The organism is Butyricicoccus intestinisimiae (genome assembly GCF_018918345.1).
Lineage (GTDB): Bacteria > Bacillota > Clostridia > Oscillospirales > Butyricicoccaceae > Butyricicoccus_A > Butyricicoccus_A intestinisimiae.
The window spans coordinates 272,727-285,443 of the sequence record NZ_JAHLQI010000001.1 but is presented as its reverse complement, the minus strand read 5'-3'; the positions used below and the strand labels follow the sequence as shown (position 1 = coordinate 285,443).

Sequence of the window (12,717 nt, the reverse complement as noted above, 5' to 3'; positions counted from 1 at the left end):
ATGATCTTTTCCCAGATAAGAAGAATAGTTTCCGAAAGAACACGCTCTCTTTGAATTCCTGATACCATGTCACTATGGCATTCTTCCAGCCTTTGCCAGCATGTATTGACTCATAAGCATAAAGATAGAAAAACATGGCTAGGAAGGAAAGCAGGAGTGAAAAACCAAACGGCTCATACAGAGCAGTCAGGATGTTTGTGAGGATCTTTCCGAGTAAATCAATCGTTTCTTTCATCGTCGTTTACAGATCACTGAACAAGTCAGCCTTGTACACACTGTTCTCTAGCATCTTCTTAAAGCTGTCCTTTACTGCTGCAACGTCCTCATGGTAGGTCATGCCGTACCAGGTGTCGTTGGTCTTTAGAACCTTCACTGACATCTTTCCCTGCTCCAGCAGTTCGCCGATGAAGATTGGGATCAGATACTCTGCTTTCAGTGGATTGCCCGGAACTTCTTTCTCAAAGAACTCTTTGAAGCCTTCCTCCAGTACATCCAGAAACTCCAGAGTCAATCCCCACATGTTCATGGAAACCGGAGAATTTACATCCACAGCCACGCCGTCTGCTTTTGCTCCAGTTGCGGTCTTTACAATGTTCTTGGTTTCCACAACCTCAGTCAAATTGTTCTGATCATCCATCTTGCAGATGCCACGGGTCACACCACCGTTATCAGACAGCGTGTTCTTCAGCACAAAGCCTGCCATGCAGGACTTGCCACCATTCACCAGATACTCATGTACAGCTTTGAAACCTTCCTTGCCGTAGTAATCGTCTGCATTGATGACTATAAATGGAGTCTTGATGACCTTCTTCGCTGCAAGCACAGCCTGACCGGTTCCCCACGGCTTTGTCCGGCCTTCTGGCAGAGTTCCTGGGATATCATTGATATCTTGGAAAGCATAGTCAACAGTTACATTATGAGAAGAGCAAATGGAGGCAATGCGATCGCCGATAACCTCTTTAAACTCCTTCTCGATATCCTTACGGATGATAAATACTACATGGTTGAAGCTTGCTTCAATCGCATCGTGGATCGAGTAATCCATAATGATATGACCAGCATCATCCACCGGCTCCAACTGCTTAATTCCTGTTCCGAAACGGCTACCGATACCAGCAGCCATGATAAGTAATGTTGTGTTCATCTTAATTTCTCTCTTTCGTCTAAAATTACAAAACCATAAATTATTTATTGTTGCCGAGTTCTTCCATGTATTTTTTAGCATCCTTCATAAAGCTGACCGCAATCATCACGATTACCGCCCCAATCGGGAATGCCGCCACAATACTCACTGACTGAAGATTATTCATGGAGCTTTCTGCAAACAGCAAAGCAATCGGAAGCAAAATAAGCAGAATACACCACATCAACTGAATGCCTTTATTCGGCTGCTCATCATCTTTCAATGTGTGATAGCTGTAACAAGATGCCGTCAAAGCAATCGAGTCAAAAGAAGTTGCATAGAATGCAATCATCGTTAGCAGGACAACTACCATAATAACAGGTGCACCCGGCATCGTTTTGATGATAGAAACAATCATGCCATACAGATCTCCGTTCTCCAGATACTGCGCAATAAAGTCAGCCTTTCCAGTGACCTGCATTCCCATAGAATAGTTCCCAAGTACAATAAAACTTGTCAATGTAGAACCAACACCAAATATGTAACCACCAAGAATTGTCTGACGTACTGTTCTACCGCGAGAAATGCTGCCGATAAAGAACGGCGCAGCCACACACCAAACCATCCAGTAAGCCCAATAGTAGATCGTCCAATTCTGCGGGAAATTCGATGTGCGAAGCGGGTCAGTGAACGTAGACAGATCAACAAAGTTCTGTATCATCCGGCCAAGAGAAGAAAAACCAGTTTCAATAATATACCGTGTTTCTCCACCAAACAGCAGCACAAAAGCAATCAGACCAAAGAACATATAAATACAAATATTTGCCAGCTTGCTGATTCCCTTAAATCCATGTAGCAAGGAATATGTATATACAGCACAGGTAATCAGAAGAATAATAATATTGATTACAGTACGGCTAACAGCAACATGGAGCGGTAGCACACGATAATAAAAAGGCAGTACGGCCGGCGAGTAAAACGGAAATCGAGGAATTGCTCAAAATACAGAAAGAAGATAAGGAGGACACACAAAATGAAAGCACATAAATATTGGTCACTCGGCGCACTTGCCTGCATGGCAGGATGCTTCTACACAGGCTGCAAGAAACTGATGCAGGCTCACAAGTATTTCGCTTGCGGCTCTCTGGTCTGCATGGGCATGGCAATCTACTCTGGTCATAAAATCGCGCCGAAGAAGAAAAAAGCTGAAAAGGCTGAAAAATAAGAACACACGCCCTCGCCGCAACAAGCGAGGGCTTTTTTTGAACTCCAGGAGTTCACTTTATTTCCGTCACAAACTATACACTTCCATCATGAGCCGAATTCCGACTTTCAGACCTTCCTCAAAAGCGGTCTTCTCCCATGTACAGCACACCGTTCCCTGCCGGTCCATGATCTTCTCCCAGAGCGGAATCTTATCTCCGACATAGTCATCTACCAACCTATCCATACCATCTAGCCCACGCAGCCACTCTTCCAGTTCCTTTTCCTTGGCCTTTGCTGCTTTCCCAGCAACTGTGTTTTTCTCTACTGGGTTGTTCTCTGTATAATGCTCGTAGATCAAATCCAGCAGGTTCTCCACTGGCGGGTAATACTCCGGCTCTGTTTGCTTCAAATACTCCTCCAGCATTTCCTTCAATTTTTCTATAATGCTACCATCCTTCCCAACCGAGATTCACATCCTCAGTTACGGCACATATTACCGCACACTTCTGTACATAGCAACCTATTTTTTGCGGGTTTTCGGATGTCCCATCTTCTCCTTCACTTCATCCGGCACATCAATCAGTCCAAACCGATAGAACATCCCATAAATGTAAGTCACTCCCCGGATATCGCCCAGAGCTTTGGGTCTCTCTACTACTTCTTCTTTTATATTTCCTAGTGCCAAAAATATAGAACTCCATGCCAAACTCTTACTCTTCTCCCGACGGTCGATCCACAGCTCTTTCGTGTACTCGCCGTTCCTACCTTTTTTTATTTCGTAAGAGAATGGCAACCCGGAGTAGGTCTTAAATTTTACTCCAGCATAGGCTACAACCACTCCCCAGAAGTTTTCTTCTGTCGGATCATTCCTCCACCGCTTCATTGCTCTGTATCTCCGCTGTCGCTCTGCTCCGACACTGATTTTCTCTTTGTCTGCTGTATTTGGGAAGTACACGCCTTTTTTATAAGGCAGGTACGAAGTGACGGAGGCTTTGGAGAGTTTCAGGGTGTTTGCAGTTGAGAGTATGGAGGTTTTGTAGTCCTGTGTTTCTCTGTATTCTTCAAAAGTGTTTTTTACTTTTTCCGCCACTTCAGATTCATACACACCTGCCGTGATGAGCAGTTTTCTTACTTTGATAGGGTTTAGAGCTAGAGCATCGGCGATGGCCTGCAAGGACATCTCAGAATCATAAAGCGTCACAGCCGCATCCATCTGCTCTTTCAGATTCTTCCCGACATCGTACTCCGGCTTCAGCTTCTTCCGACCGCCGCCTGGTTTTCTTGTTTTCTTCATTTTACTCATGCAGCTCCAGCGGCAATCCATCCGGGTCATGGAAGAAAGTCATCTTCTTGCCTGTATAATCGTCAACACGAATTGGCTCACATTCAATTCCAACCTCTGTCAGATCTTTCACAGTCTGCTCAACGCTATCAACACAGAAAGCAAGATGACGCAGCCCACATGCTTCCGGGCGATTCACACGCTTCGGAGGGTTTTCCTCAGCGAAAATCTCCAACTCCGTAAGTTCATTGACACGAAGATCCAACTTCCAATCCCTGCGCTCCGAGCGGTAGTTTTCTCTGATGACAGAGAATCCCAGCTTGTTCACATAGAAATCCTTAGCAGCTTCGTAGTCAGATACGATGATTGCAATATGATGTATTTTTGATAAGTTCATTTTATATCACACTCCATTTCTTTTAATTTTATCCTTCTTTTATTTCCATCACAAGCTATATGACAGCCTTCAAAAAATACCGTGTAAACTCCTGGAGTTCAGTTTGTCCACACGGCATTTATTTTTTTCTTGGGTTCTTGTTTATTTCAGTTTTTCGAGAATCTCATCCGCACTCATCCCGCTTGCCAGCAGCTTCTTCAGCACAGCCTCTGCTTCGGTCTTCTTCGCTTCTTCAGCGGCCTTAGCATCTGCCTTTGCCTTCTTCGCTTCCAACGTTGCCACTTCTTTTTCGACCTTCTTCAGAGCAGACTTCTTCTCTTTCAATGTGTTCTTCTGCTCTTCAATCGCTTTCTGGATGGATGCGATCTCAGTATTCAGAGATGCAATAGTCTCCTGCTTCTCTGCGATCTGGGATACGTAGTCGTTGGTGGTATTGATTTTGGGACGGTTTTTGCTGCCTTTCGTTCTGGGCATATTCATTCAGCCTTTCTTATACACGCACTCATTTTCCATTGAGTATTATTAAATGTACTGCTCGACAATTGCGCTGAGCTCATCAATATAATTTCTCACCTCATCGGCTGCATTATTCTCGTCTGGATATTCAAAAATAGTCTCATATTTATTGAGGAACTCATCGAACTGGTACGGACCACTCTCACGATGATTAGCATGAATATATGAAACAACCAAAACTGCTGCCTGAATTGGATGGCCCTCAAAATAATCTGCATCAGCCATGCCAGAGACGCCACCTCGATCACAGCCATAAAGCCTTCTAACCTGATGTTCCAACTCAATTGCGTCATTGTGATTAATTCTAAACATTTTATTGTCCCCCAATCTAATTATCTTCTCACATCTCAGCCGATCATAAGATCGTTGCCTGCTGCTCACCACGGAGAGGTGTGTGATTATTTATAGAGCAGCGTAGGGAGCTACCGCTCCCAGTATATCACAATTTCATCCAGTTTTACAGACGCTTTCTTGCCTTCATCACCGCACAATACATCAACCCGCCAATCATTCCGCCGACTGTGTTATAGAAGATGTCTGATAGCTGAAACTACCCAAGCAAACAAGCTGAATCCCTTTGGATACCTTCTGTTCCTTTTGCAGGAGCTTCCCAAACTCGGAAACGAGCCAACTCGTGAGTAACTCCTGCCGCTATTGCCTTGGTCTACGGCGCTCCCTGAATATTGCCATCTGTCTCGATTTTTTGAGCATCTCGGTTTCGAGGTGCTCTTATTTTTTGCCTTCACGGGGGATTATTGATCGCTTACTCTATAATGGTATCGTAATTTAAGACACTTCAAGAGACATTTCTTAATGAATCTGATATACTGTAAACACTACAGAAAGAAGGATTATTATTATGTCTCGAACAAGAAGAAATTTCTCCGCCAAATTCAAATCAGAATTAGTGATTGAACTGCTCAAAGGAGAAAAAGACTTAAATACAATCGCAACCGAAAACAATATTCAGCCGAATCTTCTCCGCAACTGGAAGAAGGAGTTCCTCGATAAAGCATCTGTGGTTTTTGATGACACACGAGAGGATAACCTGAAAGAAAAGCTCGCTTTAGAGCGCAAGGAAAAAGCTGAATATGCGAAAAAAGTTGGCCAGCTCACCATGCAGGTGGATTGGTTGAAAAAAAAAATCTGAAGAAACACTTGGAGCTGACTACGAGAGTAAATTTAGTCCAAAACCTTTTGAAGACTAAAGAACTTCCAGTTAAAACAGGAGCTGCGCTTCTTGATATCAATCGTACCAGTGTTTATTACAAGGGCACGCCCATATCTCAGGAGGAGTTAGATTGCAAATCGATCATAGATCGATTACACACGGATAACCCGGCCTGGGGAGCACGACAACTGTCTGCTCAACTGAAGAAGCGTGGGCATCAGGTTGGCCGCCGGAAAACGCGCCGTTATATGAATGAAATGGGGATTGATCCAATTTATCCAAAAATGAACCTTTCTAAACGTATGCAACAGGCTAAAGTCTGCCCGTATCTGCTACGTAACGCCGTTATCGACCGTCCAAATCAGGCATGGTCAATCGACATTACATACATCCCCATTAAGCGTGGATTCCTGTATCTGACCGCTGTGATTGACTGGTACAGCCGCTGTATCGTTGGCTGGGAAGTCGATGATACTCTGGATACCAGAATGGTCATAACTGCGTTAAAAAAGGCGTTTATAGTGGCAAAACCTGTTATCCTGAATTCAGATCAGGGCTGTCAGTTTACAAGCAATGAGTACATGAATTTCCTCAAAGAGAACCAGATCCGTCAAAGCATGGATGGTAAAAGCCGGTGGGCTGACAATATCATGATTGAACGATGGTTCCGAAGCTTCAAGTACGAGGAAGCATATCTGACCCAATATAACAATATCAGAGAAGCACGGAAGGCAATCGGTAAATATGTGCACACTTACAACTTTGAACTTTGTCATTCTGCACTCAATAATCAGACACCTGCATCCTGCTATTATCCGATTCTGTTACTGGATGATCATGCAGCCTAAGGGGGGATTTTCTCCCCTACCCAGTTACATATATCAGTTCATTATAAAAAGCTTAGTTTTTTGTCTTGACAACTGAACCACTATACTCTGCATTCCTTAAGAATGTGCCGAGGATTCCCGCTTATTGTCCTAAACAGCGGGAATATTTTTTTATTTAAATCAACAATTTCATTTTTGATCCCCACATCAAATCCGTCTTATAAGAAATTTCTGTATCAAAACCACTGCTATCAAAGAAAGTTAATTCACCAAAATAAATGTTACCATCTACTTCAAACAAATCAACTCGGATGTGAGTAAATCCTTTGCATAAAATACTTGCCAGACTCAACATCTCATCAAAACAAGAAGGTCTCGGAATAGACTCCTGTTTTTCTAAATTTTCATGTTGATAATAAAGTCGATTCCAGTTTCTGTCATAAAAATAGAAATCCGGATGACCTTTTTCTCTTCCAGTACAAACCATTACAGAATCAATTTCACCATTAAAGCAAAATATCTTATAATCAATAAGTGCTTTCTTGTTCATTTTATTGTAAAATGAGTTCCCAATAATTATCGAGCATACGTCAGAATTCAGCCTTCTTCCCCCCCGGTAATTCAATCCATTCTCCGAGCTTCAAATCCCACTCTTCTGGTCTAAATCCTTCAAATCCACTTGCAGGATAGAATGTAATCTCACCAAAATAAACCTTTTCATTAATTTCATAGAAATCGATTCTGGCAAAAGACATCTTTTCAGATAGTTTTGCAGCCAACCTTCTCATCAGTTCATACTGTTTCGGGCGCTGGATTGGTAAAATGGCATTACTATGTGCAGGTCTCTGTATACTCAGATGATTCCATGCCTCATCATAGAAATCCTCTTTTAAACCATCCTCTGTGAAACGTTCGCTACACACAAGAGTCATACGGGGTGTACCGTTAAAGCAAAAAAGTTTGTAATCCCGAAGATTATCAGCCATGTATTGTTCAGCTATAATTCTTGGTTTAACATTCTTATATGGCCACTCTCTACCTAACCAATAAAAATTACTTTTTAAACTTTTTTCAATTTTTTCCTTTGCTTTTTCAATATCTAATTTGGATTTATCATTGCAAATAACCAATCCTCCACTGTCATGTGTACATTTCAAAACAAATTGGTTCGGTAATTCATCGAAATTAATTTCATCAAAACTACTCCAAATTCCCAATGTAGGGATTATATAGTTTGCTCCAATTTTTTTTGCAATATACTTCTTTACTTCATACTTATCAACAATTGTTGTATAGATGTCTTTTCGGTCGTGAATTTTCAACCACTGCAACTTCTCGTTAAATGTTGTTGGATTTTTTAGGTCCAGTTTTCTTTGCAGTGTAGCTCTAAACATAAATTTTAAATATAAAGTATCTGGCAACAAATTTAAAACGCCCGTTTTTTTTAATTTGAAAAAGGCTGACGACCATATTTTGTTTTTATCTACTTTGCTCATGAATTTACCTCTCTTTTACTACACTAATGCCAATCTTCGACATGATATGACGTATCTTATCATTATAAAACACTAAGTTGATTAACCAAATTACAATAATCCATACAACAGCTGTTTTTATCGCAAGAATTAACCAGGAGATATACTCAATAGACGTCAATTTCAGTTGGCTGGTAATTAATGAAGCTATAACTACAGTTAAAAAATCCACGAAACATTGTTTAATAAAATTTCTCAGTGGCCATTTTATCAAATTTTTACTATCATAGATTGCCATCCATACAGTTTGATAGAACATCGCAATTAATGTTCCAATTGCCACACCAACAAGTCCCCAAGTATTAACGGCAATAACAGAAATGATTATATTAACCACCGCAGCTATAATATAATTTGACTGTGTCTGTTTATAATGTCCTCCAGATAAGATCATAATATTATATGGTAATCGCAAACAGTGACCAGCATTTGCAATCGTAATCAAAGCCGCAAAAAATGGCTGAATATAGTTAGCATCTGTTATCCCTTTTGTATAAACTTGCACAAAAGGAAGCATAAGTATCCCAGTACATCCAAAGAAGAAAACTGTTCCTGTATGAATTAACCATTCAAACCAACCGAATATCCTATTCAATTCATCAATTTCTCTTCTAGCCCACAGTTCACCGATTAATGATTGAAAGCCATTTGTTAATGACATAAATAGCTGTTTTACACCAGACACTACTAAATAATAAACTGAATAAATCGAAACATTTGCCAATGTTGAAAACGTTGATAAAACAATTACGTCTGTGCTGTCTAAAACAATAGCAGCAATATGTTGTGCCACACCATTCCATTTTTGAGAAATAGGCTCAGCAGAATATTTCTCATGATAATTCAGTGAATAGTGTTTTCTGATATATATTCTTAAAACAATTGGCCTTACCAAATAAATTAACGAACTAACAAACTTAATTGCTTGAATGGATGCACCATACCTAATCATAATATAGCTAATCAAAGTATTTAAAATAATTGAAATACTCTGCGGAATATATTGGACATAACCTCTTTGTGCGGCATTCAAAAAAAGCATATCGACAATGCCAAAATAGTACTGTACTAATGATCCTATGGAAATTGCTATTATTAAAATATCCGTATAGACATATCCAAACTTAGCATTTACTATTTTAGGATAGAATACAAGCAAACCAACAATATATACTGCTAATATAAAAGCTATTTTTCTAAAAAAAATGTTTGCAGATGTCACAATCTGGCTTAATTTTACAGTATCATTCTCAGATAATGGTTTATACAAAGCAGATTGTACTACAGCACCAACTCCTAATTCTAAAAATGAAATTACAGTTAAGAACTGCTTTATCGAATTCACAAGACCGTTAACTTCTGAACCAAAACCATTTAAAATTAATCTTGGAAGTATCAACCCACATATTATTGTAACCAATTGATAAACAAGCGACGTAGTTGTATTCCATACCAATCTTTTTTTTCTCATAATAATTCCCTCATCTATGTATTTGCTTTCCGTTTTTATCAAAAGACACATGCCAATTATGAGGATACCATAAGAATCTTGGACTCCATTTCCAGCTTGTTCCTAAAAGTTGAACATCATCCATCTTCATTCCGCTTTTCCAAATAATATATGGGAAACTAATTTGATCTCTCATAGTATATTGATTTACTTGATTCCACCAGAGATTCATCATATCAATACACTCCTGATTATTGTGTTTCCGTACAATTATAGTCATTTCTCGCATTCCAAAATGCTTAGGAAATCCTTCAGCTCTATATATATTGATCTGATTTATTAGTGCATCTATGGATACATTATTTTCACAAATATTATAATTCATTTCAGTATATATACAATCGTGAAAAGGATTTTGAAATGTTGCAATAAAGCAGCTATCTTTTAATCTATCTACTAAAGGATATAAATCTGCAACAATTTGAACATTTCCATCTACCCAAACTGAATACTCATTCTCAGGGAACAGTATTTGAGGAAACATTTTACAGAATTTTGATTTATGATATCCATCCATGTCATCAAATCCAGGAATATTTTTTGTGTCAAATTTTTTCCACATACTGCCTTGGGGAATTTCTTGATCAGTAATAGCCCAATACTCACACTTTTCACTTTCATATAATGGTTCAATCAGTGGATCGTAATTTCCAAAAATAGACGTATACACTATGACTTTTGTATCAACTTTTTTCCCGGTGGAGTGATAATTCAATTCATAAGAATGGTCAAAATCATACCTCAACTGATGATCATAAATAAGTGACGGTTTCAAAAAAGCTTTTGCCTTCAATTTGATATATCGACTATCTCGCCGTCCAATATAAAATGGCAACTTTAAAAAATTTAAGAACTCACGTGCCATTTTATTCATGTTAAAGAGTTTTACCCATAATTTGTTTGCTTCTCTTTTATCTTGATAATAAGTTTTCAACGTCATTAACGATTTACTATTTTTATCTTCATTGTACATGTGTTTCCTCCGGTAAATATATAGTTTTCTTTCGATAAGCCAATAATGCCACAAATATAATAGCCATAGCATACTCGGTAGAAGTAAATTGAAATCTAACAAATGTGTAAAAAACGCCAATATAGTACAATGCATAAATGCATACATTTTTTTGATTAGCCATCATTTTTGTATTGTTGTATACTAGTCTCGAAATAAACCCATAAATAAGCATCCCAACTATAATTCCAATCATTCTAAAATCAGAATATAAAAACCAGAATGCAGAAACATATGCATTTGCGTACACTCTTGCTCCCACCCATTTCCATTCAGTGTCTAATGACAACGTTAAATCAAATAACTCTTGATAATAAGTAGGCATCGTTGGAAAACGCAGCAAGTTCTTAACTAAATATAATACAGGGAAAATAAAGCCCGACAACGATATCATTCCATATCCAACAATACTTTTGGAATTCACAACGTCCATCCATACACCACAAAGGTATGGCTCCATCGCGAAATCAAAATATATCGTTTTAAGTGCACCTTCGCCTGCTCGAGAATATGTCATATATCCCAGTAAAACAACCGAAAGAACCATCATTACTCTAAAAATCTTTTTATTTTTTTTTACGTTATTCTTTACCGTATCAGAAATTCTTTGTCTCTTACTCTGACCTGTGAAAAAAAACACAACAATAAAATAAATCGCAAAATTCAAAAAAGCTGCTCTTCCTCCTGTCGTTAATATTCTACTAATCATTAGGATACCAGTTAATAACAACAGTTTTTTATCTTTTCTTCCCATCCAAATATCAACAGCCAAAATTGGAATTATAGCCCAACCAAATGGATTAATAATTAACAGCCTAATTGCATTTTCTATTCCGGATCTGTTATGCAAATTATCTGTTCCTTGAACAAGTACCTGAATATCTGCAAGTGAGCCACCAGTAACCAGTCTTGAAAATACTGTAATTAGATCCTTTAAGTAAAACAATAGTGATATAATAAGCAAAATATAAAGAAGTTGATAATTCAAACTATACTCTATAACACTTTTCCTTTTCTTTCCAATAACGAGTCGCTTATTTCCAATTAAAAGTCTCGCCAAATAATAGCCTATAATAAAGGTAGCTATACCAATCATCATTAATCTGTATGTTCTGTCATCTCCCTTATAAAGGGAATATAATTGTAATGTAGACGAGAAGAGAATACTCGACCACATTATGCAGAATAATGTTAACGGATTAAAGACTTTCTTTTCAGTTTTTATTGCAATCAGCCCAATTATAAATACTATTCCACAAAATAGGTACAGCATTCCATCACCTCTCACGCTTTTTTATATTTAGCCAACCTAACGGCAATATCAGGATTTTTTAAATATGCCATTATTTTGCTAACCTTACTTCCATCCAAATATTCCTGACGCATGCTCAATCTTCTACGATATACATTAAGCAATTTTTTTTTAAATGATTCGTTGTTCTCCGCTATCTGTAATGCTTCCATTGAAGACTTTATCATTTTTTTATTATCATTTGAGGTGTTATCTCCATCATTTACATGTGTATATAACAGTTCATCATTTAAGACAAATTTCCCACCCTTATTTAAGAACGCAACCCATAAAAGCCAATCATCAGCTCCGTTTATACTCATTATATTGTTGAGCCATAACTCTGGTATTAATTTTTTCTTTATCAAGCAAAGTCCTGGTGAAGCAATCACATTTCCGAAATAAAAGTAAAAAGAATAATTATTAACATATTTCATCTGCTGTGAGTTAGTAAATAAAGGAATATTCTTCCCATATTCGTCTCGAGCATATCCATTTGAGATGACAGCATCTCCTCCATTTACAGCTAGATACTGACTTTTTATTGTATTCTTTTTAATCTCATCATCTTGATCCAGCATCAAAATGTACTTTCCTCGTGATTGTTGTATTCCGGTAACACGTGCTTGCTGTATTCCTCTATTCTTACTATGCTTGATAATGCTAAATTCATATCCTTCAATTAAATTATTATCTAATTTCACTTCAACATCTGGTGAATCATTTACAATTATCAATTCAATAGAAAGATTCTGCGCCTCTGCTGCGTTATCTTTCATCATTTTAAGTATGTTATTAATATACTTATTTCCCTTATAAAAAGGAACGATCACTGATACATCCATAT

At 38.2% G+C, this 12,717-nt stretch carries 16 protein-coding genes; 3 read left to right on the top strand and 13 right to left on the bottom strand.

The annotated features are described in order from the left end of the window. Nucleotides 1–241: 241 nt before the first annotated feature. Complete coding sequence (locus tag KQI75_RS01480; protein WP_216468913.1) at nt 242–1,144, bottom strand: sugar phosphate nucleotidyltransferase; 903 nt, start codon at nt 1,142–1,144, stop codon at nt 242–244. Nucleotides 1,145–1,184: 40 nt separating this feature from the next. Further along, nucleotides 1,185–2,066: a BCCT family transporter gene (locus KQI75_RS01475; protein WP_407927174.1), complete on the bottom strand. Its 882-nt coding sequence runs from the start codon at nt 2,064–2,066 to the stop codon at nt 1,185–1,187. A 90-nt stretch (nt 2,067–2,156) separates the two neighbouring features. Here KQI75_RS01475 and KQI75_RS01470 point away from each other — a divergent pair, with 90 nt between their 5' ends. Further along, nucleotides 2,157–2,348, top strand: a complete 192-nt coding sequence (locus tag KQI75_RS01470) for a DUF6219 family protein (protein ID WP_216468912.1) — start codon at nt 2,157–2,159, stop codon at nt 2,346–2,348. Between the two features lie 66 nt (nt 2,349–2,414). Here KQI75_RS01470 and KQI75_RS01465 read toward each other — a convergent pair whose 3' ends face one another. From KQI75_RS01465 to KQI75_RS01445, 5 genes are all read right to left on the bottom strand, one after another. Then, nucleotides 2,415–2,738, bottom strand: a complete 324-nt coding sequence (locus KQI75_RS01465) for a hypothetical protein (RefSeq protein ID WP_216468911.1) — start codon at nt 2,736–2,738, stop codon at nt 2,415–2,417. Between the two features lie 111 nt (nt 2,739–2,849). Beyond that, nucleotides 2,850–3,632 carry a hypothetical protein gene (locus tag KQI75_RS13525; RefSeq protein ID WP_246566298.1) on the bottom strand — a complete coding sequence of 261 codons (783 nt, stop codon included), beginning with the start codon at nt 3,630–3,632 and terminating at the stop codon, nt 2,850–2,852. Then, on the bottom strand, nt 3,625–4,008 hold the full coding sequence (gloA2, locus tag KQI75_RS01455) for an SMU1112c/YaeR family gloxylase I-like metalloprotein (protein ID WP_216468910.1): 384 nt from the start codon (nt 4,006–4,008) through the stop codon (nt 3,625–3,627). The genes KQI75_RS13525 and gloA2 overlap by 8 nt, the downstream gene beginning before the upstream one ends. A gap of 141 nt (nt 4,009–4,149) precedes the next feature. After that, nucleotides 4,150–4,482, bottom strand: a complete 333-nt coding sequence (locus KQI75_RS01450; RefSeq protein WP_216468909.1) for a hypothetical protein — start codon at nt 4,480–4,482, stop codon at nt 4,150–4,152. Nucleotides 4,483–4,530: 48 nt separating this feature from the next. Next, complete coding sequence (locus KQI75_RS01445) at nt 4,531–4,749, bottom strand: hypothetical protein (protein ID WP_216468908.1); 219 nt, start codon at nt 4,747–4,749, stop codon at nt 4,531–4,533. 634 nt (nt 4,750–5,383) lie between these two features. On the opposite strand from KQI75_RS01445, the gene KQI75_RS13520 reads away from it, so the two are divergent. Then, nucleotides 5,384–5,674 (top strand): transposase, encoded by a 291-nt coding sequence (locus tag KQI75_RS13520; protein WP_246566296.1) that lies wholly within the window; start codon nt 5,384–5,386, stop codon nt 5,672–5,674. A gap of 8 nt (nt 5,675–5,682) precedes the next feature. Then, on the top strand, nt 5,683–6,543 hold the full coding sequence (locus tag KQI75_RS01440; RefSeq protein ID WP_246566293.1) for an IS3 family transposase: 861 nt from the start codon (nt 5,683–5,685) through the stop codon (nt 6,541–6,543). A gap of 154 nt (nt 6,544–6,697) precedes the next feature. Here the strand turns inward: KQI75_RS01440 and KQI75_RS01435 are convergent, their stop codons facing one another. Genes KQI75_RS01435 through KQI75_RS01410 form a run of 6 tightly spaced genes read right to left on the bottom strand, consistent with a single transcriptional unit; the run spans nt 6,698 to nt 12,715 of the window. Then, nucleotides 6,698–7,072, bottom strand: coding sequence for an ATP-grasp fold amidoligase family protein (locus KQI75_RS01435; protein ID WP_246566291.1), 375 nt, complete (start codon nt 7,070–7,072; stop codon nt 6,698–6,700). A gap of 40 nt (nt 7,073–7,112) precedes the next feature. Continuing rightward, nucleotides 7,113–8,018: an ATP-grasp fold amidoligase family protein gene (locus KQI75_RS01430; RefSeq protein ID WP_216468906.1), complete on the bottom strand. Its 906-nt coding sequence runs from the start codon at nt 8,016–8,018 to the stop codon at nt 7,113–7,115. 4 nt (nt 8,019–8,022) lie between these two features. Beyond that, nucleotides 8,023–9,528, bottom strand: a complete 1,506-nt coding sequence (locus KQI75_RS01425) for a lipopolysaccharide biosynthesis protein (RefSeq protein ID WP_216468905.1) — start codon at nt 9,526–9,528, stop codon at nt 8,023–8,025. A 10-nt stretch (nt 9,529–9,538) separates the two neighbouring features. Continuing rightward, the gene (locus KQI75_RS01420; protein WP_216468904.1) at nt 9,539–10,540 is read right to left on the bottom strand and encodes a glycosyltransferase domain-containing protein; all 1,002 of its coding nucleotides are present in this window, start codon (nt 10,538–10,540) and stop codon (nt 9,539–9,541) included. Beyond that, nucleotides 10,530–11,852, bottom strand: coding sequence for an O-antigen polymerase (locus KQI75_RS01415; RefSeq protein WP_216468903.1), 1,323 nt, complete (start codon nt 11,850–11,852; stop codon nt 10,530–10,532). Before KQI75_RS01415 ends, KQI75_RS01420 begins: the two co-directional genes overlap by 11 nt. Before the next feature lie 11 nt (nt 11,853–11,863). Continuing rightward, nucleotides 11,864–12,715 (bottom strand): glycosyltransferase family 2 protein, encoded by an 852-nt coding sequence (locus tag KQI75_RS01410; protein ID WP_216468902.1) that lies wholly within the window; start codon nt 12,713–12,715, stop codon nt 11,864–11,866. Nucleotides 12,716–12,717 lie beyond the last annotated feature (2 nt).

What these genes read in the sequence shown, in the direction of transcription:
- KQI75_RS13525 (WP_246566298.1), bottom strand. Translation starts at nt 3,632, where the DNA reads ATGAGTAAAATGAAGAAAACAAGAAAACCAGGCGGCGGTCGGAAGAAG.
- KQI75_RS01425 (WP_216468905.1), bottom strand. Translation starts at nt 9,528, where the DNA reads ATGAGAAAAAAAAGATTGGTATGGAATACAACTACGTCGCTTGTTTAT.
- KQI75_RS01435 (WP_246566291.1), bottom strand. Translation starts at nt 7,072, where the DNA reads ATGAACAAGAAAGCACTTATTGATTATAAGATATTTTGCTTTAATGGT.
- KQI75_RS01445 (WP_216468908.1), bottom strand. Translation starts at nt 4,749, where the DNA reads ATGGCTGATGCAGATTATTTTGAGGGCCATCCAATTCAGGCAGCAGTT.
- KQI75_RS01410 (WP_216468902.1), bottom strand. Translation starts at nt 12,715, where the DNA reads ATGGATGTATCAGTGATCGTTCCTTTTTATAAGGGAAATAAGTATATT.
- KQI75_RS01415 (WP_216468903.1), bottom strand. Translation starts at nt 11,852, where the DNA reads ATGCTGTACCTATTTTGTGGAATAGTATTTATAATTGGGCTGATTGCA.
- KQI75_RS01480 (WP_216468913.1), bottom strand. Translation starts at nt 1,144, where the DNA reads ATGAACACAACATTACTTATCATGGCTGCTGGTATCGGTAGCCGTTTC.
- KQI75_RS01420 (WP_216468904.1), bottom strand. Translation starts at nt 10,540, where the DNA reads ATGTACAATGAAGATAAAAATAGTAAATCGTTAATGACGTTGAAAACT.
- KQI75_RS01470 (WP_216468912.1), top strand. Translation starts at nt 2,157, where the DNA reads ATGAAAGCACATAAATATTGGTCACTCGGCGCACTTGCCTGCATGGCA.
- KQI75_RS01430 (WP_216468906.1), bottom strand. Translation starts at nt 8,018, where the DNA reads ATGAGCAAAGTAGATAAAAACAAAATATGGTCGTCAGCCTTTTTCAAA.
- KQI75_RS13520 (WP_246566296.1), top strand. Translation starts at nt 5,384, where the DNA reads ATGTCTCGAACAAGAAGAAATTTCTCCGCCAAATTCAAATCAGAATTA.
- gloA2 (WP_216468910.1), bottom strand. Translation starts at nt 4,008, where the DNA reads ATGAACTTATCAAAAATACATCATATTGCAATCATCGTATCTGACTAC.
- KQI75_RS01450 (WP_216468909.1), bottom strand. Translation starts at nt 4,482, where the DNA reads ATGCCCAGAACGAAAGGCAGCAAAAACCGTCCCAAAATCAATACCACC.